Source organism: Streptomyces virginiae, from assembly GCF_041432505.1.
Taxonomy (GTDB): Bacteria; Actinomycetota; Actinomycetes; order Streptomycetales; family Streptomycetaceae; genus Streptomyces; species Streptomyces virginiae_A.
In genome coordinates, this window is record NZ_CP107871.1 from 4,020,261 (window position 1) to 4,043,327 (window position 23,067).

Sequence of the window (23,067 nt, forward strand, 5' to 3'; positions counted from 1 at the left end):
TGGCCGCTACCGCCGCCGTGCCCGCCACACCAGGTACAGCGCGGACGCCAGCGCGGCGCCCCGCAGCACCCACGGCCACATCCCGTGCAGCGCCCCGCTCAGCTGGTCGTCGGCCAGGGTCTCGCCCCACTTGCCGTTCATCCGGCCCCACACCCACAGCACCGCCCCGGCGAGCACGGCACCGGGCGGGCCGAAGACCGCCCATTTGCGTTCGGCGGGCCCCAGCACGCGCGAGGCGTACGGAAGGAGCCAGCCCACCACGAGGAGCAGCCAGTAGCCGGTGACCACGCCGACCACGAGCACGGCCGCGGCCAGCAGCAGGAAGGCGTTCGGCCGCGGCCGGCCCGCCGCGGCCACGGCGGCCTCCGCCCCGGGAGCGGCGGCCGCCGCCTCCTTCTTCGCGCGCCGCCGCTCGCGCAGGAACCGTACGAGGCTCCGCGCGCCCTTCTCGTCCGGTGCGGGCGCAGCCGACCCGCCCTTGCCGGCCTCCGCCGCCCCCTCCTCCGGGCCTTCCTTGAACAGGTCCGGGATCTCGATGCCGCCCGCGAAGCCCTCGACCTGCGGGCCGCCGCGCGCCCCCGGGCTCATCCGCCACCAGTCGGGCTCGGCCCCGCCGGAGGGGCCGAGCTCGTCCATCCCGGCCAGGTGCGGCGGCACGTTCTCCGGTTCCGCCGTGGGCGCCGGGGGCGCGTTCCGGCCGCGCAGGCGGCCCGGGCCCCGCTGGACGGGGACCGACAGGTCGGGCTCGACGGGGGCCGCGGCGGCGGGGGCCGCGCCCTGTCGGGAGCCGGCGGAACCGGGAGCACCCAGGGTTCCGAGGGTGTCCAGGACCTCTTCGGGCGTGCCGATCCGCTCCAGGATGCGGCGTACCGCGGCCGGGGTGTCCGGGTCGTACTTGGCGCGCCGACGGTCGATCTCGTCCCGCAGCCCCGACACCAGCCTCATCCGGTCGCCGGAGGACAGCTGCCGCTGTTGCGCCAAGTCCCCGACGCGGCTCAGATATTCGTAGACCAGATGGTCGCTTTCGATCCCCACGCCCAGGCTCCTCCCTTACCCCTTGTCCCGAAGGTAGCGCGTGCGCCCGTGGAGCTGCTGCGGGCGCAGCGGATACCGTTGACCGGATGGGGACCGGCCGACTGACCGGCCGACGCGACCAGGAGGCGACTGTGCCCGAGGCAAGCACTGCGGCGGGATCCGCCGGCGGGAGCCCGGCGGGAAGCTCCCCGCGCTCACTCGCCGAGGCGCTGCGCGCCCGTGACGACGCGGCGCTCGCAGCCCTGTTGCGCGCCCGCCCGGACCTGCTCGGCCCGGTGCCCGGCGATGTGACGCAGTTGGCCACCCGGGCGGGGACCCGGGCCTCGGTGGTGCGCGCCCTGGACCGGCTGGACCGGTTCACCCTGCAGACCGCCGAGGCGCTCGCGGTCGGCCCGGACCCGTGCCCGTACGCGGTGCTGGAGGGGCTGCTGACGGGCGGCGAGGACGAACGGGCCCGCGCCGCGCTCCCCGACGCCGTGGCCACCCTGCGCGACCAGGCCCTGGTGTGGGGCGACGAGGACCGGCTGCGGCTGGTCCGCACGGCGCGCGAGCTGCTCGCCCCCTCCGCCTCCCGCCCGTCCCCCACCGGGCTGGGTCCGACCGTCGCGGAGGCCACCGCCGGGATGTCGCCGACCCGGGTGCAGGAGATCGTGTCGGCCGTCGGGCTGCCCGCCACCCATGACCCGGTGTCCGCCGTGACGGCGCTGACCGGGCTGTTCACCGACCCGGAGCGGATGTCGGCGCTGCTGGACGAGGCTCCGGCGGAGGCCCACCAGGTGCTGGGGCGGCTCGTGTGGGGGCCGCCGTACGGGGAGGTCACCCCGAATCCGACGCCGCCGGTGCGCTGGCTGCGCGACCGGGGGCTGTTGCTGCCCGCGACGGCCCGGACCGTGGTGCTGCCCCGCGAGGTGGCGCTGCACCTGCGCGGCGGGCTCGCGCACCGGGACACCGCGCCGGTGGCGCCGCCGGTGCCCGCGGCCCGCGAGCACCGTCCACAGCTTGTGGACGCGAACGCGGCCGGGCAGGCGCTGGCCGCGCTGGCCACCGTCGAGGAGCTGGTGAAGTCCTGGGAGCACGCCGGTCCGCCGGTGCTGCGGGCGGGCGGGCTCTCCGTACGGGACCTGAAGCGGACCGCGGCCCTGCTGGACACGACCGAGTCGCAGGCGGCCTTCTGGGTCGAACTGGCCTACGCGGCGGGGCTGCTGGCCAGTGACGGGGAGGCGGACGAGCGGTACGCGCCCACCCCGGCCTTCGACGACTGGGTGGAACTGCCGCCCGCCGAGCGCTGGTCGCACCTCGCGGCGGCCTGGCTGCCGGCCACCCGCACGGCCCCGCTGGTCGGCGAGCAGGACCAAAAGGGGCGCACGCTGTCGGCGCTCGGCCCCGAACTCGACCGCTCCGCCGCCCCCGAGGTGCGCCGGCGGGTGCTGGAACTCCTCGGTGAACTGCCCGAGGGCGGTGCGCCCGATCCGGAGACACTGTCGGCGCGGCTCGCCTGGGAGCGTCCCGTACGGGGGGCGAGCGATCTACGGGCCCGGCTCGCGCGGTGGACGCTGACCGAGGCCGAGGTCCTCGGCGTGACCGGCCGGGGCGCCCTGTCCGGGCCCGGCCGGGCCCTGTTGGAGCACCGTGACCCGGCGCCGTCGCTGGCGCCGCTGCTGCCGGAGCCGGTGGACCACGTGCTGCTGCAGGCCGACCTGACGGCGGTGGCCCCGGGCCCGCTGCGCCGCCCGCTGGGCGACACCCTGGCCGTGCTCGCGGACGTGGAGTCGAAGGGTGGGGCGACGGTGTACCGGTTCACGCCCGGATCGGTGCGCCGGGCCCTGGACGCCGGCCACGCCGCCGCCGACCTGCACGCCTTCCTCAAGGAGCACAGCCGCACGCCGGTGCCGCAGCCGCTGGCCTACCTGATCGACGACGTGGCCCGCCGGCACGGGCACCTGCGGGTCGGCGCGGCCTCCTCGTACGTGCGCTGCGACGACGACGCGATGCTGGGCGAGATCCTGGCCGACAAGCGCTCGGCCGGGCTGGGGCTGCGCCGGCTCGCGCCGACGGTGCTGGCGGCGCAGGCGGATCCGACCGTCCTGCTGGAGGGGCTGCGGGCGATGGGGTACGCACCGGCCGCGGAATCCCGTACCGGCGACGTGCTGGTGGCGCGGGCCGACGCCCACCGCACACCGGCCCGCTCGGCGCCCGTACCGGTGCCGGAGGGCCCGCCGGTGCCGGACGCGACGCTGCTGGCGGCGGCCGTACGGGCGATCCGCGCGGGCGACGTGGCGGCGACGGCGGTGCGCAAGGAGCCTGTGGCGGCCTCGGCGTCGGCCGTGCCGGGCGAACTGCCGCGCACGAGCGCGGCGGAGACCCTGGCGACGGTACAGGCGGCCGCGCTGACCGGGTCGGCGGTGTGGATCGGCTATGTGAACGCGGAGGGCGCGGCGAGCCAACGGGTCATCGCGCCGGTCCGGGTGGAGGGCGGCTTCGTCACCGGGTACGACCACACGGCGGACGAGGTACGGACGTACGCACTGCACCGGATCACGGGTGTCGCGGAGCTGGCGGACGACCAGGTGTAGGGGCGGGGTTCCGGTGGGGCGGAGCCGCGTCCGCGTCCGAACGCGCGGCCGGCCGCGTCGCCCGCGCCGAAAACCGATGGCCGGCGGGATGACGAGCCATCATCCTGGGGCCATGTCCCACGAGGTACCGACCCGCGCCGTCCGCGCAGCGCACACCGACACCACGATCACGGTCTACCAGGCCTACTCCCCCGCGCTCGGGCTGCCGGCCGCCCGCGACGGCCGTTTCCCGCCCGCGTGGAAGCGCGAGCGGATGACGTGGATCAAGCCGTCGTTCCTGTGGATGATGTACCGCTGCGGCTGGGGGACCAAGGACGGCCAGGAGACGGTGCTGGCGGTCGAGATCACCCGCGAGGGCTTCGACCGGGCGCTGCGCGAGGCCTGCCTGTCGCACTACGCGCGGGGCGTGCACGCGGACCGGGCGGCCTGGCAGGAGGCGCTGCGCTCGGCGCCGACGCGGGTGCAGTGGGACCCGGAGCGGGACCTGCGGCTGAATCCGCTGCCGTACCGCTCGCTCCAGCTGGGTCTGTCCGGTCCGGCCTCGCGGGCGTACGCCGACGAGTGGACGGTCGCGATCCGGGATGTGACCGGGACGGCCCGGGAGATCCGCCGGCTGCTCGGGGCCGGGGACGAGGCGGGCGCGCGGGCCCTGCTGCCCACGGAGACCCCGTACCCGACCGGGCCCTTGCCGCACCTGGGGGCCTAGGGCGTGTCGTGGCCGTCCCGGTCGGTTCGGTCCCGGTCGGTCAGTCCCGGATGATCAGGACGACGAATCCGGCGACGACGCCCAGCAGCAGGCCGAGCAGGGCGTGGCGGGGCCGGTTCTCGCGCAGCACCGGAAGGTAGTGGTCGACGGCGAAGCGGCCCGGCCCGGTGAGGGTGAGGGCGACGATCGCGGCGAAGAGCACCACTTCGAGTTCCACACCCTTGGGCGGGAAGTAGGCGCTGAGGCCGCGGACGTCGAGGACGTTGATGAAGGTGCCGGTCAGGGCCGCTCCGGCGAGCGGGGTGAGCAGACCGAGGGCGAGGCCGAGGCCGCCCAGGGTCTCGGCGAGCCCGGCGATGACGGCCATGGCGTCCCCGGCGGGGTAGCCGGCCATGGTGAAGCCCTTGCCGGTCGCGGTGAGGCCCGGGCCGCCGAACCAGCCGAAGAGCTTCATCGCGCCGTGCCCCGCCATGCTCAGGCCGACGACGAGCCGGAGCAGGAGCAGGCCGGTGTCGTGGGTGACGGTGGTGGCGGGAGCCGAGGAGGTGGTGAAGAGCGTGCGGTCCCAGCTTGCTTGCGTCATGAGGGTCCGTTCCGACGTCGCCTGTGGGCCTGTGGGCGCGTGCCACCCTAGGACGCCGGTCGGTGACGCTCCGGGAGCGACGTCTGCGCCCGTCCCATCGGCCCACGGCGTCTACCCGTTCGGCCCTGGAACACCTCGGCAGCCCCGGCAGGTGGCCGCCGTCGACGGTTGGCTACTGTCCCCGACCATGTCTGAGCTGCCTGATTTCCACAGCGCCATCGTCTACCTGATCAACGCCGACTCCGCCCGGGCGACGCTGCCCTTCCAGCGGGCGAACCGGGCGGAGCAGTACGCGACGGCCTTCTGGTTCGACGAACTCGTGAAGGAGACCGCCGAGGGTGCGGTCGTCCGGCAGTACTTGGTGACCGCCGGTGAGCCGACGAGGGTCGAGACGGCCGAGATCACCCTCCGGCAGGAGCTGTGCTCACCCGCGATGAGCGCGGAGAAATTGGCGATGACGGGTTTCGCGGAAGGGTGGATCCACCTCGGCGACCTGGGCGTGGCGGTCATGCCCGACACCCCGCTGTACGCGTACGCCGCGCGCAAGGGGTGGAGCTGGACGACGGACGAGATCACCGACGGTGTCGCGGCCACGGAGGAGGACATCGCCGCCCTCGACGGGACACCGGTCCCCGCCTACCTGCTGGGCCACCCTGTCGACGCCGAGAACGGCGCGCGGGAGCAGGCCCTCGTGGTCGGGGAGATCGTGCGCACCGACGAGGACGGCGTCCGCTGGGTCGGAACCCTGCCGCAAGGGTGCGTCGGCGCACCGGTGTTCATCGGAGCCCGTCTCGGCGAGAACAGCTTCAAGCTGGTCTGCGTCGGGGTGGCACTGCCGGGCGAGGGCCAGCACCCGATCGCGACCTTCGACCGTATCCGCGCCGCCCTGCTCGCCGTCGCCCCGGAGCGGCGTGGTGATGTCCCCGCCACCACCGCGGAGCCTCGGTCCGCCGCACCGAAGCGTCGCTGGTGGCAGCGGCGTGGCTGATGCGGCCGGCCGGCGACCGGCTCACCTGGGTTCGTAGTCGATCCGCCCGGCGTCGAAGGGCCACACCTCACGGAGCCAGCGGGTGATCCTCTCGTGGACGGGGCCGTCCAGAGCGGCCCGGTCGGCACGCACCCAGTGGCTGACGGCGACCCGGCCGGGGGCCTCCCGGGACCCGTGGATGTACAGGCAGCCGATCACCTCGCCCTCGCCGTCGCCCTCCAGGAGGCTGTAGGCGAAGGCGGAGCGTTCCTCGAACTCCCGCGCGTGCCGGACCAGGTCGGCCAGGTTCTCCTCGGCGGACATCCCCGCCACCGGGGGCCAACCCCGCCCCACGAACCCGGGCGTCGCCCTGATGTGCGCGATGCTCCCGGTCCAGGCGGCGAGGTCCCGCTCGTTGTGCTCGGCGCCGAGCACTTCCAGGCGGAAACCGTCGGCGACGAGGGTCCGTGGCACCGCGAAGTCGGCGGGTACGAAGGGCTGCTGATCATGGCTCATGCCCGGACGGTACGTGCCTGCGCCGCCAGGGTCAGCAGCTTTTCCACCGGCCACTGGTCGTCCGCGTGCACCCCGTACCCGGCGGCCATGACGCGTCCGTCCGGGGCGATCAGGAAGTCCGCCGGCAGGCCCAGGCGTCCGCCGTCCTGGACGAGCGTGGGCGGCTTCGCCCGGCCGCGCAGGATGTCGAGGGTGCCGACGGCGATCGCCCGCCAGGCGCGCGCGGCGAGCAGGGCGCGGTAGGACGACTCGACGCCGAACTCCGCGTACAGCCGCTTGCGCGGGTCCGCGACGACGGCGAAGGGCAGGTCGGCCACGTGCTCGCGCAGTTCGTCGGCGTCGGAGTGGAAGACCACGACCTCCCGGATCCCGGCGGCCGCTATCTCGGCGTGCCGGCGCACGATCGAGCGCAGGTGCAGATGGCAGATGGGGCAGCCGGCGAAGCGGCGGAACTGCAGGTGCACGAGGTGTTCGGGGTCGGGGACGGCCACGGACGCGCCGTCCGCGACGGCGGTGAGGGTGCGCGTACGGACGATGGAACCGGTGTCGAGCCGCACTGAGGTCTCCTTCGTAGGCGTATGTCGTACACCTACAGCGTAAGCGTATGTCGTACGCTGTCAATCACCATGCCGCGCCCCCGCTCACTCACCCCGGACCGACTGGCCGCCGCGGCCCTCGCCGTGATCGACCGTGAGGGTCTGCCCGGACTGTCCATGCGTGCCGTCGCCGTCGAACTCGGCATCAGCACCATGGCCCTGTACCGCTACGTCGAGGACCGCGGGGAACTGGAAGCCCTCGTCGTCGAACGCGTCCTCGGCGCCGTCGACAGCACCCCGCCGCCCGCGACCGCCGGGCCCTGGCGCGCCCGCGTCACGGTCCTCGTCGACCGGATGCGGGACACCGTCGGCGCGCACCCCGCCGTGCTGCCGCTCACCATGAGCCACCGGCACCGGTCCCTGGCCGTGATGCGCTGGGGGGAGACCGTCCTCGGCGTGCTCCGCGAGGCGGGCCTCGGACCCGAGGAGCGGATCATCGCCCTGCGGGCTCTGCTCGCCTACGCGATCGGCGCGGTCCAGCAGGAACACCTCGGCGCGCTCTCCGGCGCGGGCACCGCCGCGATCGCCGAGCTCCCTGCGGAGGAGTTCCCGTACATGACCGAGGCCGCGCTCGGCGCCCGCTCCCTCACCGCGGACCGCGAGTTCCACGGCGGCCTCGCCCTGCTGCTGGACGGCATGGGCCGCTGACCCTCCCGCCGCCGTCCCTCCGTCCTCCCGCCGACCTCCCGCCGACCTCCCGCCGCCCCTGGCGACCTCCCGCCGAAGCGGCGTGTTCCCACCCTCCGCGCCGTACGGCACACTGGAGGTTTGACCTGAATGAAACGGGGCGCCGCGCGTGAATGGTCCACTCATCGTCCAGAGCGACAAGACCCTCCTTCTCGAAGTCGACCACGAGCTCGCCGGAGCCGCCCGGCGTGCCATCGCCCCCTTCGCCGAGCTGGAGCGGGCCCCCGAGCACATCCACACCTACCGGATCACCCCGCTCGGCCTGTGGAACGCCCGCGCCGCCGGCCATGACGCCGAGCAGGTCGTCGACGCGCTCGTCGAGTACTCCCGCTACCCCGTCCCGCACGCCCTGCTCGTCGACGTCGCCGAGACCATGGCCCGCTACGGCCGCCTGACCCTCTCCAAGCACCCCGTGCACGGACTGGTGCTGACCAGCACCGACCGGCCGGTGCTGGAGGAGATCCTGCGCTCCAAGAAGGTCGCCCCACTCGTCGGCGCGCGACTCGACGCCGACACCGTGGCCGTGCACCCCTCCGAGCGCGGGCAGATCAAGCAGACCCTGCTCAAGCTGGGCTGGCCCGCCGAGGACCTCGCCGGTTACGTCGACGGCGAGGCCCACCCGATCGACCTGGCCGAGAACGGCTGGGCACTGCGCCCGTACCAGCAGCAGGCCGTCGAGGGCTTCTGGCACGGCGGCTCCGGCGTGGTCGTCCTGCCCTGCGGCGCCGGCAAGACGCTGGTCGGCGCCGGAGCCATGGCGATGGCCAAGGCGACGACGCTGATCCTGGTGACGAACACCGTCTCGGCCCGCCAGTGGAAGCACGAACTGGTCAAGCGGACCTCGCTGACCGAGGACGAGATCGGCGAGTACTCCGGCACCCGCAAGGAGATCCGGCCCGTCACCATCGCCACCTACCAGGTCCTGACGACGAAGCGGAAGGGCGTCTACCCGCACCTGGAGCTCTTCGACTCCCGGGACTGGGGCCTGATCGTCTACGACGAGGTTCACCTGCTGCCCGCACCGGTCTTCAAGTTCACCGCCGATCTTCAGGCGCGGCGCCGGCTCGGCCTGACCGCGACGCTGGTGCGCGAGGACGGCCGGGAGTCGGACGTCTTCTCCCTCATCGGGCCGAAGCGCTTCGACGCCCCGTGGAAGGAGATCGAGGCGCAGGGCTACATCGCGCCCGCCGACTGCGTGGAGGTCCGGGTCAATCTGACGGAGGCGGAGCGGCTCGCCTACGCGACCGCCGAGACGGAGGAGAAGTACCGCTTCTGCGCGACGACGGCGACGAAGCGCAAGGTCACCGAGGCGCTGGTGGCCAAGCACCGCGGTGAGCAGACCCTGGTCATCGGGCAGTACATCGACCAGCTCGACGAGCTGGGCGAGCACCTGGACGCCCCCGTCATCAAGGGCGAGACCTCCAACGCGCAGCGCGAGAAGCTCTTCAACGCCTTCCGGGAGGGCGAGATCAGCGTGCTGGTCGTCTCGAAGGTCGCGAACTTCTCCATCGACCTGCCGGAGGCCACCGTCGCCATCCAGGTGTCGGGCACCTTCGGCTCCCGCCAGGAGGAGGCCCAGCGCCTGGGCCGCGTGCTGCGACCGAAGGCGGACGGCCACGAGGCGCGGTTCTACTCGGTCGTCGCGCGCGACACGATCGACCAGGACTTCGCGGCACACCGCCAGCGGTTCCTCGCCGAGCAGGGGTACGCCTACCGGATCATGGACGCCGACGAGCTGCTGACCGGCGACTGACCCCGGCACGCGCGGGCGGTCAGGACGGCCAGCACGGGCGCGCACCAGACCCACAGCGGTGGCCAGTCCAGCACCAGGGCCCGGGCCGCGTCGGCCAGGTGCCGGGTCCAGAACTCGACGGAGGCCTCCGGCAGGACGAGCAGCCCCAGCAGCGCGGTCCCGGCCGAGGCCGCCAGCGCGGTGAGCCCCGCGTGGACGCGGCGGGTCAGCAGGAGGTACGCGGCGATGGCCGCCGGGGCGAGGGTGATCCCGGCGGCGACGCCCAGCGCGAAGCCCTTGCCGAGCGCGGACCGGGGCCGGCCGAGGTCCCACAGGACCAGGCAGGCCAGCGCCAGGTTGATCAGCCCGGCGAGCGGTGCCTGGAACAGCGGCTGCAGCCACAGCCCGGCGATGGTGGCGGCCAGTACCGGACCGGGCCGGGACCTCAGCCCCGCGAGGCGGCAGGACAAGGTGATCAGCAGGGCGAGCAGACCGGCGTCGCCGAGGACGAGGACGGCCTTCAGCGCGCCGCTCGGCAGCCACGCGGCGGGCGTGAACAGGATCGCCGCGAACGGCGGATACGTGGCGGACGGCCCCCACTCGGCGGCGGAGAAACCCTGGACGAGGGTGTCGGCCACCGGAATGCGCAGGGCGATGCAGAGCACGCCGAGCAGCAGCAGCGAACCGGTCAGCAGCACATCGACGAGAGACGACGGCGAGCGGCCGGCGACGGAACTCCGGGTCACCCGCGTGACCCTAGTGGATCAGTGGGTGTGCTGCGCGGGGCCCGAGGTCAGTGGCGTATGACGCCCGCGTCCTCGGCGTATTCACCGAGCACGACGACGCTCACGGCGGTCGCCGCGAAGATCTTGACGGCGCGCAGCATGCCGCCGAGGCCGCCTTGCGGAAGGGAGTCGGAGTCGGCGCCGCTAGGACGGCTGCCCTGGATCGAGGTGAAGGGTGCGGGGCTCATGGATCCATGGTGCGTTTTCGCGCGGTCCCGCACATCGCTCCCGGGAGGGAACCTCACGGCCCCCCGGGTCCTCCTCCCGTCGCATGCGCACCCCTAGGGGAGATACCGAGGTCTGACACTCCCCGGTACGACGCCGGTGCGCCGGCCGATACGACACCCGGTGCGGCGCCTGGTGCGACGCCTGGTGCGACACCCGCCACGACACCCGTCCGGATGCAGCGATGCCGGCCGGGACGGACCCTGGGAAGGTCCGCGGTGCCGGCGACCACGCCATGGGAGTGATCCGCATGACCCACCGTTCCCGGACCCAGCGCCTCGCGCTGCTCTCCGCATCGACAGCCCTGGTCACCGCCGGGCTGCTGCCGTCCACCAGCGCGTTCGCCGCCCCGGCACCCGCCGCCGCGGTCGCTGCCGCCCCCACGCCGACGCCACCGTCCACCCCGCCCGCCCAGGGCGCGGTGAAGACCACCGATCCCCCCAGCGGCATCTCGGCCGAACTCCCCGGGAAGGCCCAGGTCCGCTCCGGCTCGATCCCCATGGACGGCAAAACCGTCGCCGCCCGCGTGTACGGGGTGGAGACCCCGGACGGAGCCACCGGCTTCGCCGTCTACGACATGCCGGGCGACCGTCTTCCGCTGGAGGACGCCCTCAAGGGCTTCGTCGACGCGTACGGCCTGATGGGCAGCGGGACGCTGACCAGCGAAAACGTCCGCAAGACGACCGTGGACGGCCACCCGGCCCTCGACGCGACCCTCACCGGCGTGGACGGCACCGAGCAGTTGGCCGGCTCCATCCGCTTCATCTCCGACGACGACCACCTCGTCATGGCCCTGACCTACGGTCCCGAGGAGAACGAGAAGGACCTGAACGCCATGCACAAGCAGCTTCTCGACTCCCTGCAGATCCCCTGACCACCTGACCCGCACCCCCCGTTTATTCGTTCGCGCCGCACCGCCCCGGTGGCTAGAATCTCCGCTCTTGCCGCCTCCCGCCGCCTCATCGGGGAGAGCCGCCCTCCGGCCGGAAACCGGCGGGCCATCTGTTCCGCATCCAGCAGCTGGAGGCAGTTCCGTGCCCGCGCACGCCCCCGAGACCGCCCAAGACGACCCGAGCGCGACCCCGAACCCGAACGCGGACCCCACCGCGAACCCGAGCGCGCCCACCGACCCGCTGGGCCGCGAACGGGCCCACCTCAGCGCCTCGCGTTCCGCCCTGCGCGCGATGCGCGAGGACGTCGAGTCCCTCGACATCCGCGACGTCACCGCGAACTGGGTCAACGCGATCGTCCTCCAGGCCCAGATCGACGACCGCATCAAAGCCCTCGCCGACCTCTCCCACACCCCGCTCTTCTTCGGCCGCCTCAACTACCTCCACGCACCCGGCGCGGAGCTCGCCGAGGGCGCGGAGGGCGAGCAGTTCTACATCGGCCGCCGCCACGTCCACGACGCCGACGGCGACCCGATGGTCATCGACTGGCGCGCACCCGTCTCCCAGCCGTTCTACCGGGCCTCCAAGACCGACCCGCAGGACATCTCCCTGCGCCGCCGCTTCGGATACACCGGCGGCGAGCTGACGGCGTACGAGGACGAGCACCTCTCCGACCCGGCCGAGGCGGCCGCGGTCAGCAAGCTCCTCCAGCAGGAGATCGAGCGCCCGCGCGTCGGCCCGATGCGCGACATCGTCGCCACGATCCAGCCCGAGCAGGACGAGATCGTCCGCTCCGGCCTGTCCGGCTCCGTCTGCGTGCAGGGCGGCCCCGGCACCGGCAAGACCGCCGTCGGCCTGCACCGGGTCGCGTACCTGCTCTACGCGCACCGCGACCGCCTCGCCCGCACGGGGACGCTCGTCATCGGGCCGAACCGTTCCTTCCTCCACTACATCGAGCAGGTCCTTCCGGCCCTGGGCGAGCTGGAGGTCAAGCAGGCCACCGTCGACGACCTGGTCGCCCGCCCCGGCCTGGAGGTACGCGGCACGGACGCCGCCGAAAGCGCCGTGGTCAAGGGCGACGCCCGCATGGCGGAGGTGCTGAGCCGCGCCGTCCGCTCGCACGTCACCCGCCCCACCGAGCCGCTGATGGTGGTCCGCGGCTCGCGCCGCTGGCGGGTGCCCGCGTACGAGCTGGAGGAGATGGTCGAGGAACTGCAGAAGCGCGACATCCGCTACGGCGCGGCCCGCGAGGCCCTCCCGCAGCGCATCGCGCACGCCGTGCTCGTACGGATGGAGCAGGCGGGCGAGGCCCCGGACGACCGGGTGCAGGACGCGGTGGCCCGCAACGCGGCGGTCAAGGCGGCGGTCAAGGAGATCTGGCCTGCCGTCGAACCGGCGAAGCTGGTCCTGCGCCTGCTGTCCGACCCCGAGTTCCTCGCCCTCCACGCGGCGGACGTGCTCACCGAGGACGAGCAGAAACTCCTGCTGTGGCCGAAGCCGTTCCGCAGCGTGAAGTCGGCGAAGTGGTCGGCGGCGGACCTGGTCCTGATCGACGAGGCGACCGACCTGGTGGAACGCACGCATTCGCTGGGCCATGTGGTCCTCGACGAGGCGCAGGACCTGTCGCCGATGCAGTACCGGGCGGTGGGCCGGCGCTGCACCACGGGCTCGGCGACGGTCCTCGGCGACCTCGCGCAGGGCACCACGCCGTGGGCCACGCGCAGCTGGGACGAGGCCCTGACGCACCTGGGCAAGCCGCAGGCGGTGCTGGAGGAGCTGACGGCGGGCTTCCGCGTGCCGCGCGAGGTGATCGCCTACGCCTCCCGGCTGCTGCCGTCGATCTCCCCGGGCCTGGCCCCGGTCTCCTCCGTGCGCGAGACGCCGGGCTCGCTGCGGATCGCGGAGGTCCCCGACCTGACCGCGGCGGTGATCGCCGCCTGCCGCGAGTCCCTGGCCCACGAGGGCTCGATCGGCCTGATCGCGGCGGACGCGCGGATCCCGACGCTCGCCGAGGCCCTGCTGGCGGCGGACCTGCCGTACCTGTCGCCGGGCGAGGAGACCACCGCCGAGTCGCGGCTGACCCTGGTCCCGGCGTCGCTGGCGAAGGGCCTGGAGTACGACTACGTGGTCCTGGACGAGCCGGCGGCGATCGTCGACGGCGAGCCGGACGAACGGACGGGCCTGCGCCGCCTGTACGTCTGCCTCACCCGCGCCGTCTCGGGCCTCTCCGTGCTGCACGCGGCCGCCCTGCCCGAGCCGCTGCTGCCCTGACCTGCGGGTCCGCTCCTGGGGCTCCGCCCCAGACCCCGCGCCTCAAACGCCGGCGAGGCTGGTTTTCAGCCCTGCCGTCTTCTGAGCCGCGAGGTCCGGGGACGGCGCCCCGACTTCCAGCCTCGCCGGCGTTTGAGGCGCGGGGATCGGGGCGGAGCCCCGGTGTTTCAGCCTCGCCGGCGTTTGAGGCGCGGGGGTCCGGGGGCGGAGCCCACGGCAGCGGTGGCGCGGCCGACGTGACGGCCGGACCCCGTCAGTCCAGTACGGCCCGCCACTCGGCGACGGCCTTCGCCGAGACCGGCCCACCCCACCCGGAGGGCCGGGCCGCGCCGCCGATGTGGAAGGCGTCGATCCCGCCCGCGCGCAGCACCGGCAGGTGCGCGAGCGTCAGCCCGCCGCCCACCAGGATCCGCGCCCCGTACCCCGGCTCACCACCCCGCGCCGCCTCCGCGAGCAGCACCGGCAGCCCGGCGTCCACGCCCGCCGCCGCGCCCGCCGTCAGGTACGTGTCGAGCCCCGGCAGATCGGCCAGCGCCTTGCGCAGGTGGTCCCGGTCCGCCGCGCGGTCGATCGCCCGGTGGAAGGTCCACCGGCAGCCGTCCAGCTCCGCGACGACCGCCTCGACCGCCGCCAGATCGGGGGCCCCGTCGGCGTCCAGGAAGCCGAGGACGAACTCCTGCGCGCCCTCCGCCCGCAGTTCCCGTGCCACCCGGACCAGCTCGGAGACGTCGCCGGCCGCGAACCCGTCCGTCCTGCGGAGCATCACGCGCAGCGGGATGTCGACCGCCGCCCTGATCGCCGCGAAGGTCTCGCGCGGCGGGGTGAGCCCGTCGGCGGCCATGTCGGTGACCAGTTCGAGTCGGTCCGCCCCACCGGCCTGGGCCGCGACCGCGTCCTCCACGTCGAGGGCGATCACCTCCAGGAGCGCACGGTTGCTCATTCGATCCCATCCTTCTTCGGCAAGCTCGGGAACCCCTACCAAAGGAGAGGTCTAGTCCAATATTCAGAATACGGGCCTCCACCCGCCCTTCACCAGCACAATCACGCCACCCCACAATGTGCCCATGGACACAGGCACCCAGAGCAGCGACACCCACCCGGACACCGCCGACCTGCGGGCCCGCTGGCAGGCGACCGTCACCGCCGCCGGTGCCCCCGCCGACCGTGATCCCGCGCCCTACGCCGACCGCCTGCTGGCCGCATGGGCGGAGCCGCAGCGTCGCTACCACACCACCGCGCACCTGGCCGACGTACTCGCGCGGATCGACGTACTGGCCCCGCACGCCGCCGATCCGGCCGCCGTGCGGCTCGCCGCCTGGTTCCACGACGCCGTCTACCGCCCCGACCGGTCCGAGAACGAGGAGCGCAGCGCCGCCCTCGCCGAGCGCGCCCTCCCCGAGCTCGGCATCGACCCCGCCCGCACCGCCGAGGTGGCCCGCCTCGTCCGGCTCACCGTCACCCACGACCCCGCCCCCGGGGACACCGACGGCGAGGCGCTCTGCGACGCGGACCTGGCCGTCCTGGCCGGGGCTCCCGACGCCTACGCCGCCTACGTCGCCGCCGTGCGCGCCGAGTACGGCTTCGTCCCGGACGAGGCCTTCCGCGCCGGCCGCGCCGCCGTACTGCGCCAGCTGCTCGATCTGCCGCGACTCTTCCGCACGCCCTACGGAGCCGCGCACTGGGAGGCCCCGGCCCGCGCCAATCTCGCCGCCGAGCTCGCCGCTCTCGCCCCGTAGGGAATTCGATCGGGTTCGCACTGGTTGGTGACAGTCATGCCCGCAGCCGCAGCACGCCCCCGCATGCCCGTCGCCGTCTACGTCCTCGGACTGTCCGTGTTCGCGCTCGGCACCAGCGAATTCATGCTCTCCGGGCTGCTGCCCCCCATCGCCGAGGACATGGGCGTCACCATCCCGCAGGCGGGCCTGCTCATATCCGCCTTCGCGATCGGCATGGTCGTGGGCGCGCCGCTGCTGGCCGTGGCCACCCTGCGGCTGCCCCGCCGCACCACCCTCGTCTCCCTCATCAGCCTCTTCGGCCTCGGGCAGGTCGCGGGCGCGCTGGCTCCCTCGTACGAGCTCCTCTTCGCCTCCCGCGTGATCTCCGCGTTCGCCTGCGCCGGCTTCTGGGCCGTGGGCGCGGCCGTCGCCATCGCCATGGTCGACAAGGACCAGCGGGCCCGGGCGATGGCCGTCATGATCGGCGGCCTGTCCATCGCGAACGTCCTCGGCGTCCCCGCCGGCGCCTTCCTCGGCGAGCACCTGGGCTGGCGCTCCGCCTTCTGGTCGGTCGCCGCCGCCTCCGCGATCGCCCTCGTCGGCATCCTGGCGCTGATCCCGAGGATCCCGCTGCCCGCCGAGAAGCCGTCGCTCGGGCGCGAGCTGCGCATCTACCGCGACCGCCAGGTGTGGCTCTCCATCGGCATCACCGCGCTGGCCGCGGGCGGCGTCTTCTGCGCCTTCAGCTACCTGTCACCGCTGCTCACGGACGTGGCCGGGCTGGACTCGCAGTGGGTCCCGTGGATCCTCGGCCTCTTCGGCATCGGCGCGCTGGTCGGTACCACCGTCGGCGGCCGGGTCGCCGACGCGCACCTGTTCGGCGTGATGATCTGGGGCATCACCGCCTCCACCGTCTTCCTCACCGCGCTCGCCCTGCTGGCCTCCACCGCGGCCGCCGCGATCGCCCTCGCCTTCCTGCTCGGCTTCTCGGCCTTCTTCACCGCCCCGGCGCTCAACGCCCGCATGTTCAACGTGGCAGGCGCCGCCCCGACCCTGGCCGGCGCCACCACCACGGCCGCCTTCAACCTCGGCAACACCGGCGGCCCCTGGCTCGGCGGCACCGTCATCGACGCCGACCTGGGCTTCGCCGCCACCGCCTGGGCGGGCGCCGCCATGACGGTGACCGCGATCGCCCTCACGGTGCTCGCCCTACGCCTGGACCGCCGCACACCGCCGCGCGCGACCCGCGTGGTGGCCTCCTCGACACCGGCTTCGGCCACGGCTCCCGTCGGCGCCTAGAGACGGCCTGGCCGGGGTCACTCCTCCGTGAAGATCCCGTCGGCGGAGGGGGAGGTGACGGCACGCCGGAGCCAGCGGCTCAGCGTCTCGGGGTCACCGCAGCCGGTGATGCGCTCACGGGCCTCCTCGGAGACACCGACGCCCCGTTCGGCGAGAACAGCAAGGACGTCCTCGGCAGCGCGACGTGCCTCACCTTGGGCCCGGCCCTCGGCCCGGCCCTCGGCCCGGAGCTCTTCGGAGAGGGGCGACTTGTAGAAAGAGAGGTCCACGGCCACCAGTTTCCTCCAGAGTTCTGCGGATGGGTGCTTGCCCAGGCCTTGTGCGATGAGCTCGATGATCGGGTTGGCGAGCTCTGCCGGTGTGTCCGGCAGCACTCTGGTCATTGCTTTGAGTATGGCCCCGATGTCCGGACTCGCTGCGTGGGTGATCGCGGACAAGGTGGCGAGCGCGAGGTCCTTCCGGACTTCGGCGGGGTCGGTGATCAGCGGCATGTTGTGCGGCCCCGCGACCAGCGGGCAGAGGGTGAGCAGGGGCCACTGGGGAGGGCCGAAGCGGACCGGGCGAGCAGCCCATTCGGCGGTCGAGCGATCCTGGCAGACGACCAGCAGCATCGGCTGCAACCGGTACTTCGCAAGGAGGTAGGAAGCGTAGTACGCCCAGCTGGCGGGCTTGTCCGGGTCCTTTCTGCCCTGGGCCTCGACGGCGAGGAGGAAGGACCCGTCGCCCTCCGTGTCCAGCCGCAGCAGGGTGTCGACCCGGCGTTCGAGGGGCTGGGTCTCGGTGAGGTCGTTGGGCAGGACGGTGAACGACGCGAGTGGGGCGAAGCCGACGCCGAGCACCTCCGACACCCGGGAGAAGAGCTCCGGATGTTCCTGGAAGATGCGGTGCATCGCCTCGTGGGGCGAGCTGACCATAGGGGTTCCTGTGAGGTTGGGAATTGCCTCTGTCATATGCCGTGGACGTCCTGCGGAGAGCGTAGGGGCACAACACGGGCCTGAACGTGGATGGTTGGCGAGGTTCACCCGAAGGGTTGGGCCGTGGCGGCCGGCTGCCGGGAAGCGCGACAGGCAGGGCAGTGGCCCCGTTCCGGGCCGCGGTAGGCACGGTCGCAGACGTCGCAGTTCTGGAGCGGGTGCCTGACGCCTTCAGGCGCCGCCGGGGCGCGGAACGGTGGCACGGGCGGGAGTTGGGTGGCGAGGCGGTGGGCCAAGAGGGCGGCCGGGCGGTGCAGGGGCTCCGTCGGCAGGTCGGCGGTCAGGGCGTGGTGAACGGCGCTCGGTGGCAGGTCGCGCTCCAGCCAGGCCGCGACTCCGGGGGTGAGGTGCTCGACGTCCGCGACGGAGAGCAGGAGGCGGGGATCGCTACGGCGGAGGCCTGCGAGGACCTCGACGGCGGACCGGAGCAGGTCAGGGGCCGCGTATGCGGGCTGCGGCACCGCGGGCAGGGCGCGCCGCGGCGGCTCGCCCTCCCGGAGGCCGGCGCGCCGGGGTTTCGGTCGCGGTTCGTCCGGGGTGCCGGACCGACCCGGCTGGTTGCAGGAGACCGTACGGGTGACGACGCGGCCACCGCTGGTGCGTTCGCAGGTGCGGCGCAGATAGCCGTGGGCCTCCAGCTCGCGCAGGGCGGCGGCGATCCGGGTCTTCCCCTCGGGGAAGCGGCCGGCCAGGGTCCGGATGTCGATGGGCGCGCCGCCGGGCAGGGACTGGATGTGCACGGCCAGGCCGATGGCCAGCAGCGACAGCTCGGCGTGCTGCGCGAGGTGGTTGCCGATCACCGTGAAGCGGGCCGTGTGGCGGGAGTTGTCGTGGATGACACCACCCGAGCGTGTGCCCGTACGGGTACGCCGAGAGGGGTGGTTTTCCTCGCCGTTGCGGGACTGTGCGTGCGAGCGCGCGCTAGTGTTCCGGGTATCCATCAGGAAGGGCTGCTTCCTCGGTGGTCAGGCCCCCGCACTGGGATTGCAGTCCCGGCGGGGGCCGACGTATGTCAGCGGTGTGGTGTGTCGCGCTGAGCGTAGATCAGGCAACCCTCCCCGAAGCCAGCCAAGTTGGTGTTTTTCACTCAGGCGAGTGAGCCGTGCTCCATGGGCGGTAGGGGTGGGGTTCGGTGTGGTGCTTTGACTCCCGTGTCTTGAATCCTGGGATCGTCCCTGCCACCGGAGTCCCACCGGGCGGGCTCCGGTGTGCGAGCGATGTCCGCAGGTCAGGTGGTGCGGCGGGACGGCTTCGGCCCGTACGGTCGGGCGGCGGCCAGGACCGTGTCCTCGAAGCTTCCGCTCCGCCCGACAGGGCCTGACACCGACCCCCGTCCCGGTCCCCGGCTCGGTCTCCGACGGACGCCCGGTCCCGGTCGCCGCCCCGGAGTCGGGTTCCTACGATGGGAAGGTCCGCTCGGGGAGCTGCGGAACGCTCGGGGACGTGCGTCAGAGGGGATCCTTCATGGGCCGGTACCGGACGCCCACCGTCCTGGCAGCCGCCTCGCTGCTGCTGACCGCGCTGTGCGCGGGCCAGGCTCCCGCGGCCGCGCCGCCGGGTCGGGTCGACATCGATCCGGTGGTGGCCGAGCAGCTCGACGAGGCGATCACCGCGGCCATGCGCAAGGCCGACATCCCCGGGGTCGGCGTAGGCCTGTGGATCGACGGCGAGGATCCCTACGTGCGTGCCTTCGGCACCTCCGACAAGGCCACCGGCGTCCCCATCAAGACCGACATGCACACCCGCATCGGCAGCGTCACCAAAACCTTCACCATCACCGCCGTCCTCCAGCTCGTGGACGACGGGAAGGTACGGCTCGACGCGCCGATCTCGACGTACCTCGACGGCGTGCCCGGCGGCGGGAAGATCACCGTCCGGCAGCTCGCCGACATGCGCAGCGGCCTCTACAACTACACCGAGGACCCGCGCCTGCTGGCCGCCTACAAGGCCGACCCGCACCGCGCCTGGACCCCGCAGGAGCTGCTGGACACCGCCTTCAGGCACCCCGCGAACTTCCCGCCGGGCACGCGCTGGGAGTACTCCAACACCAACACCGTCCTGCTCGGCCTGCTCGTGGAGAAGGTCGCCGGACAGCCCCTGCACACCTACCTGGAGCAGCACGTCCTCGAACCGGCCGGCCTGGACGCGACCTCGCTGCCGACCGGCGCGGAGATCGCCTCCCCGTTCGTGCACGGCTACACGAACTTCACCCCGGACGGCGCGACCGTCGACGCCTCCACCTGGAACCCGTCCTGGGCCTGGGCGGCCGGCGCGATGATCTCCACCATGGACGACCTGCACTCCTGGGTCCCGACCCTGGTCACCGGCAAGCTGCCCGACGGCGACCGCCTGCTGGAGCCCGCCACCCAGGCCCAGCGGGTGCGCATGCTGCCCACCGGGCACCCCGACATCGGCTACGGGCTCGGCATCGCCGAGCTCGACGGCTGGATCGGCCACAACGGCGAGCTGCCCGGGTACGAGACCATCGCCGTCCGGCTCCCGCAGGCCCGCGCCACCATGGTGATCGTGGTGAACTCCGACGTCGACGGGAAGTTCGGCAACCTGAGCTCCCTCATCGCCAACACGGTCACCAAGATCGTGACTCCGGAGCACGTCTGGGGCCTCCCGCCGGCGGCCCAGCCCAACACCGTCCCGGAACCGTCCACCCCGTCCACCCCGTCGACGCCGCCCACGCCGGCCCCGAGCTCGTAGACACACGCCCTAGGCGGCCGGTCGGCCCTTCGGGCGGCGCAGGCCCGCCGCGGTGAGGCGGCGCACCAGTTCCTTGCTGCCGATCTCCACCGCGCCGGCGCCCACCGCGTCCGCGTACCGGTACGAGGGCACGTCGTAGTGGTCCCGCTCGAAGGCCCGCGGCGGACAGCCGATGCCCGCCGCGAAGGCGTGCAGCTCCTCGTACGAGACGTCGCTGACCAGGTGCGACCACATGCGGCCGTGACCCGGCCAGGTCGGCGGGTCGATGTAGACGGTCACCGGCGGCTCACCGGAGGCCGAGGACCGGGCCCAGGCCGCCGATGGCGGCCACCTTCACGCCCGCCTCCGAGCACACCCAGTGCGGGTCGGGTCCCAGCTCCGGCTCCACGTCCAGCGCGTGCGGCTCGCCGTGGTTGCACACCGGGCACAGCGGCCATCGTCCGTACTTCTCCAGCAGCGCGTCCTTCACGTCCTGAGCGACGAGTCCGGCAAGGTAGTCGACACCCTCCGGCCACTGCTCCACCCACCACCGGCGGTGCGTGACCGAGTCCTCGACGAGGGAGACGACATCGGCATCGGCGACCTCACCGGCGGCGAGATCGGCGAGAACGAGGGCACGGGCGACGTGCAGCGCCTGTTCCAGGGGGGTCGCGTGGTCCATGCGCCCATTGTGGACCCGCGAGGGCCCGGCGATGAAGGCCCTCTTTCCGCAGGCCCAATGGCGTATTGACCGGACCTGGACCTGAAAATAAATTTCAAGGGTGAGCCAGAACGCGAAGGAAACCGCCAACCGCCCGCCCGTACCCGCCGCAGGCCCCGCCGCAGGCCCCGCCGCAGGCCCCGCCGCAGGCCCCGCCGCAGCCCCCGGTGAAGGCGCCCTCCCGGCTCCCCCGCCGCACGTCCTCCGGGCCCGGATCCGCAGCCTCGGCCCCACCATGACCCGCTCCGTACAGGCCGTCGCGGAAGCCGTCGCCGCCGATCCGGCCGGCTGCGCCCGGCTCACCGTCTCCGCCCTCGCCGAGCACACCGGCACCAGCGAGGCCACGGTGGTCCGCACCGCCCGCCTGCTCGGCTACCCCGGCTACCGCGACCTGCGCCTCGCGCTCGCCGCCCTCGCCGCCCAGCAGGAATCCGGCACCGCCCCCGCCGTCACCGTCGACATAGCCGTCGACGACCCGCTCGCGGACGTCGTCGCCAAACTGGCCCACGAGGAGGCGCAGACCCTCACCGACACCGCCGCCGCCCTCGACCTGACCCAGCTCGCCGCCGCCGTCACCGCGCTCGCCACCGCCCGCCGCATCGACATCTACGGCATCGGCGCCTCCGCCCTCGTCGGCCAGGACCTCGCCCAGAAGCTGCTGCGCATCGGCCTCGTCGCCCACGCCCACAGCGACCCGCACCTGGCCGTCACGGGCGCCGTCCAGCTCCGCCCCGGCGACGTCGCCGTCGCGATCACCCACTCCGGCACCACCGGCGACGTGATCGAACCGCTGCGCACCGCCTTCGAACGTGGTGCCACCACCGTCGCCCTCACCGGCCGCCCGAACAGCCCCGTCACCCGCCACGCCGACCTCGTACTGGCCACCTCCGCCGCCCGCGAGACCCAGCTGCGCCCGGCCGCCATGTCCAGCCGGACCAGCCAACTGCTCGTCGTCGACTGCCTCTTCGTCGGCGTCGCGCAACAGACCTACGAGACCGCCGCCCCCGCCCTGGCCGCCTCCTACGAAGCCCTCACCCACCGCCACACCACCCGCTGACCCACACCGCACGGGAGCCGGCCACATGACCGCCCACGCAGAACTCCGCGCCCAGCTGGACACCCTCACCACGGAGGCCTTCCGCCCGGAACTCGCCGAGATCGACCGTCTCCCCACCCTCGACATCGCCCGCACCATGAACGCCGAGGACGCCACCGTCCCGGCCGCCGTCGCCGCACAGCTCCCGCACATCGCCGCCGCCGTCGACGCGATCGCCGAGCGGATGGCCCAGGGCGGCAGGCTGGTCTACGCGGGCGCCGGCACCGCCGGCCGGATGGGCGTGCTGGACGCCAGCGAGTGCCCGCCCACCTTCAACACCGACCCCGCCGACGTGGTCGGCCTGATCGCGGGCGGCCCGTCCGCCATGGTCAGGTCGGTCGAGGGAGCCGAGGACTCGAAGGAGCTGGCCGCCGAGGACCTCACCGCCCTGGAGATCGGACCGCTCGACACGGTCGTCGGCATCTCCGCCTCCGGCCGCACCCCGTACGCGATCGGCGCCGTCGAGTTCGCCCGTACCCGCGGCGCGCTCACCGTCGGGCTCTCCTGCAACAGCGGATCCGCCCTCGCCGCGGCCGCCGACCACGGCATCGAGGTCGTCGTCGGACCCGAACTCCTCACCGGATCCACCCGCCTGAAGGCCGGCACCGCCCAGAAGCTCGTCCTCAACCTCATCTCGACCATCACGATGATCCGCCTCGGGAAGACCTACGGGAACCTGATGGTCGACATGCGCTCCTCGAACGAGAAGCTGCGCGCCCGCGCCCGCCGCATCGTGGCGCTGGCCACCGGCGCACCCGACGAGGAGATCGAGGCCGCCCTCACCACCACCGGCGGCGAGGTCAAGAACGCCGTCCTCGTCGTCCTCGGCGGAGTCGACGGCCCCACGGCCGCCGAACTGCTCGCCGCCTCCCGGGGCCACCTGCGCGCCGCCCTCCAACTCGCCCTGACCACGCCCGCACCCACCCGCGCTGCCCCCGACCCGACCTGACCCCGACCCGACCTGACCCCGACCCGACCTGAGTCGACCCGACCCGATCCGCCCCC

23 protein-coding genes are annotated in these 23,067 nt (G+C 73.5%); 12 read left to right on the forward strand and 11 right to left on the reverse strand.

Annotation, left to right across the window (positions count from 1 at the left end; genetic code table 11):
• Nucleotides 1-6: 6 nt before the first annotated feature.
• Nucleotides 7-1,035, reverse strand: coding sequence for a hypothetical protein (locus OG624_RS18665; protein ID WP_371639610.1), 1,029 nt, complete (start codon nt 1,033-1,035; stop codon nt 7-9).
• Nucleotides 1,036-1,121: 86 nt separating this feature from the next.
• On the opposite strand from OG624_RS18665, the gene OG624_RS18670 reads away from it, so the two are divergent.
• A complete protein-coding gene (locus OG624_RS18670; RefSeq protein ID WP_033223673.1) occupies nt 1,122-3,608 on the forward strand; it encodes a helicase-associated domain-containing protein in 2,487 nt (828 codons plus the stop codon).
• 112 nt (nt 3,609-3,720) lie between these two features.
• Nucleotides 3,721-4,314: a DUF4291 domain-containing protein gene (locus OG624_RS18675; RefSeq protein WP_033223672.1), complete on the forward strand. Its 594-nt coding sequence runs from the start codon at nt 3,721-3,723 to the stop codon at nt 4,312-4,314.
• 40 nt (nt 4,315-4,354) lie between these two features.
• Here the strand turns inward: OG624_RS18675 and OG624_RS18680 are convergent, their stop codons facing one another.
• The gene (locus OG624_RS18680; protein ID WP_033223671.1) at nt 4,355-4,897 is read right to left on the reverse strand and encodes a DoxX family protein; all 543 of its coding nucleotides are present in this window, start codon (nt 4,895-4,897) and stop codon (nt 4,355-4,357) included.
• A gap of 187 nt (nt 4,898-5,084) precedes the next feature.
• Here OG624_RS18680 and OG624_RS18685 point away from each other — a divergent pair, with 187 nt between their 5' ends.
• The gene (locus OG624_RS18685; RefSeq protein ID WP_371639611.1) at nt 5,085-5,885 is read left to right on the forward strand and encodes a hypothetical protein; all 801 of its coding nucleotides are present in this window, start codon (nt 5,085-5,087) and stop codon (nt 5,883-5,885) included.
• A 21-nt stretch (nt 5,886-5,906) separates the two neighbouring features.
• Here the strand turns inward: OG624_RS18685 and OG624_RS18690 are convergent, their stop codons facing one another.
• Nucleotides 5,907-6,380 (reverse strand): hypothetical protein, encoded by a 474-nt coding sequence (locus OG624_RS18690; protein ID WP_033223670.1) that lies wholly within the window; start codon nt 6,378-6,380, stop codon nt 5,907-5,909.
• Nucleotides 6,377-6,937 carry a peroxiredoxin-like family protein gene (locus OG624_RS18695; protein ID WP_033223668.1) on the reverse strand — a complete coding sequence of 187 codons (561 nt, stop codon included), beginning with the start codon at nt 6,935-6,937 and terminating at the stop codon, nt 6,377-6,379. Before OG624_RS18695 ends, OG624_RS18690 begins: the two co-directional genes overlap by 4 nt.
• A 69-nt stretch (nt 6,938-7,006) precedes the next feature.
• On the opposite strand from OG624_RS18695, the gene OG624_RS18700 reads away from it, so the two are divergent.
• Both OG624_RS18700 and OG624_RS18705 read left to right on the forward strand, forming a co-directional pair.
• The gene (locus OG624_RS18700) at nt 7,007-7,624 is read left to right on the forward strand and encodes a TetR/AcrR family transcriptional regulator (RefSeq protein WP_033223667.1); all 618 of its coding nucleotides are present in this window, start codon (nt 7,007-7,009) and stop codon (nt 7,622-7,624) included.
• 148 nt (nt 7,625-7,772) lie between these two features.
• Complete coding sequence (locus tag OG624_RS18705) at nt 7,773-9,416, forward strand: DNA repair helicase XPB (protein ID WP_033223665.1); 1,644 nt, start codon at nt 7,773-7,775, stop codon at nt 9,414-9,416.
• Here OG624_RS18705 and OG624_RS18710 read toward each other — a convergent pair.
• Together OG624_RS18710 and OG624_RS18715 are read right to left on the reverse strand one after the other, a co-directional pair.
• On the reverse strand, nt 9,374-10,141 hold the full coding sequence (locus tag OG624_RS18710) for a glycosyltransferase 87 family protein (protein ID WP_078909478.1): 768 nt from the start codon (nt 10,139-10,141) through the stop codon (nt 9,374-9,376). The two genes, OG624_RS18705 and OG624_RS18710, sit on opposite strands and share 43 nt — an antisense overlap.
• A gap of 47 nt (nt 10,142-10,188) precedes the next feature.
• Nucleotides 10,189-10,368, reverse strand: coding sequence for a hypothetical protein (locus OG624_RS18715; protein ID WP_033223664.1), 180 nt, complete (start codon nt 10,366-10,368; stop codon nt 10,189-10,191).
• Nucleotides 10,369-10,655: 287 nt separating this feature from the next.
• Between OG624_RS18715 and OG624_RS18720 the strand changes: the two genes are divergently transcribed.
• On the forward strand, nt 10,656-11,279 hold the full coding sequence (locus OG624_RS18720; RefSeq protein ID WP_158711896.1) for a hypothetical protein: 624 nt from the start codon (nt 10,656-10,658) through the stop codon (nt 11,277-11,279).
• A gap of 160 nt (nt 11,280-11,439) precedes the next feature.
• Entirely contained in the window at nt 11,440-13,566 is a 2,127-nt protein-coding gene (locus OG624_RS18725; protein WP_371639612.1) for a HelD family protein, read from the forward strand.
• A gap of 253 nt (nt 13,567-13,819) precedes the next feature.
• Here OG624_RS18725 and OG624_RS18730 read toward each other — a convergent pair whose 3' ends face one another.
• A complete protein-coding gene (locus tag OG624_RS18730; RefSeq protein ID WP_266352273.1) occupies nt 13,820-14,506 on the reverse strand; it encodes a copper homeostasis protein CutC in 687 nt (228 codons plus the stop codon).
• 124 nt (nt 14,507-14,630) lie between these two features.
• Between OG624_RS18730 and OG624_RS18735 the strand changes: the two genes are divergently transcribed.
• Together OG624_RS18735 and OG624_RS18740 are read left to right on the forward strand one after the other, a co-directional pair.
• Nucleotides 14,631-15,302: an HD domain-containing protein gene (locus OG624_RS18735; protein WP_033223658.1), complete on the forward strand. Its 672-nt coding sequence runs from the start codon at nt 14,631-14,633 to the stop codon at nt 15,300-15,302.
• Between the two features lie 63 nt (nt 15,303-15,365).
• Nucleotides 15,366-16,580 (forward strand): Cmx/CmrA family chloramphenicol efflux MFS transporter, encoded by a 1,215-nt coding sequence (locus tag OG624_RS18740; RefSeq protein ID WP_033223657.1) that lies wholly within the window; start codon nt 15,366-15,368, stop codon nt 16,578-16,580.
• A gap of 17 nt (nt 16,581-16,597) precedes the next feature.
• On the opposite strand, the gene OG624_RS18745 is transcribed toward OG624_RS18740, so the two are convergent.
• Both OG624_RS18745 and OG624_RS18750 read right to left on the reverse strand, forming a co-directional pair.
• The gene (locus tag OG624_RS18745) at nt 16,598-17,494 is read right to left on the reverse strand and encodes a hypothetical protein (RefSeq protein ID WP_033223656.1); all 897 of its coding nucleotides are present in this window, start codon (nt 17,492-17,494) and stop codon (nt 16,598-16,600) included.
• 104 nt (nt 17,495-17,598) lie between these two features.
• A complete protein-coding gene (locus OG624_RS18750; RefSeq protein ID WP_371639613.1) occupies nt 17,599-18,495 on the reverse strand; it encodes a helix-turn-helix domain-containing protein in 897 nt (298 codons plus the stop codon).
• A 502-nt stretch (nt 18,496-18,997) separates the two neighbouring features.
• Between OG624_RS18750 and OG624_RS18755 the strand changes: the two genes are divergently transcribed.
• Nucleotides 18,998-20,266: a serine hydrolase domain-containing protein gene (locus OG624_RS18755; RefSeq protein ID WP_244290884.1), complete on the forward strand. Its 1,269-nt coding sequence runs from the start codon at nt 18,998-19,000 to the stop codon at nt 20,264-20,266.
• A gap of 9 nt (nt 20,267-20,275) precedes the next feature.
• On the opposite strand, the gene OG624_RS18760 is transcribed toward OG624_RS18755, so the two are convergent.
• Both OG624_RS18760 and OG624_RS18765 read right to left on the reverse strand, forming a co-directional pair.
• Nucleotides 20,276-20,545: a DUF4031 domain-containing protein gene (locus OG624_RS18760; RefSeq protein ID WP_030387344.1), complete on the reverse strand. Its 270-nt coding sequence runs from the start codon at nt 20,543-20,545 to the stop codon at nt 20,276-20,278.
• Between the two features lie 7 nt (nt 20,546-20,552).
• Nucleotides 20,553-20,927 carry a hypothetical protein gene (locus OG624_RS18765; protein WP_033223652.1) on the reverse strand — a complete coding sequence of 125 codons (375 nt, stop codon included), beginning with the start codon at nt 20,925-20,927 and terminating at the stop codon, nt 20,553-20,555.
• Nucleotides 20,928-21,180: 253 nt separating this feature from the next.
• On the opposite strand from OG624_RS18765, the gene OG624_RS18770 reads away from it, so the two are divergent.
• Both OG624_RS18770 and murQ read left to right on the forward strand, forming a co-directional pair.
• Nucleotides 21,181-22,023 (forward strand): MurR/RpiR family transcriptional regulator, encoded by an 843-nt coding sequence (locus tag OG624_RS18770; protein WP_051763542.1) that lies wholly within the window; start codon nt 21,181-21,183, stop codon nt 22,021-22,023.
• A 25-nt stretch (nt 22,024-22,048) separates the two neighbouring features.
• Nucleotides 22,049-23,011 (forward strand): N-acetylmuramic acid 6-phosphate etherase, encoded by a 963-nt coding sequence (murQ, locus tag OG624_RS18775; protein WP_371639614.1) that lies wholly within the window; start codon nt 22,049-22,051, stop codon nt 23,009-23,011.
• The last annotated feature ends 56 nt before the right edge of the window (nt 23,012-23,067 follow it).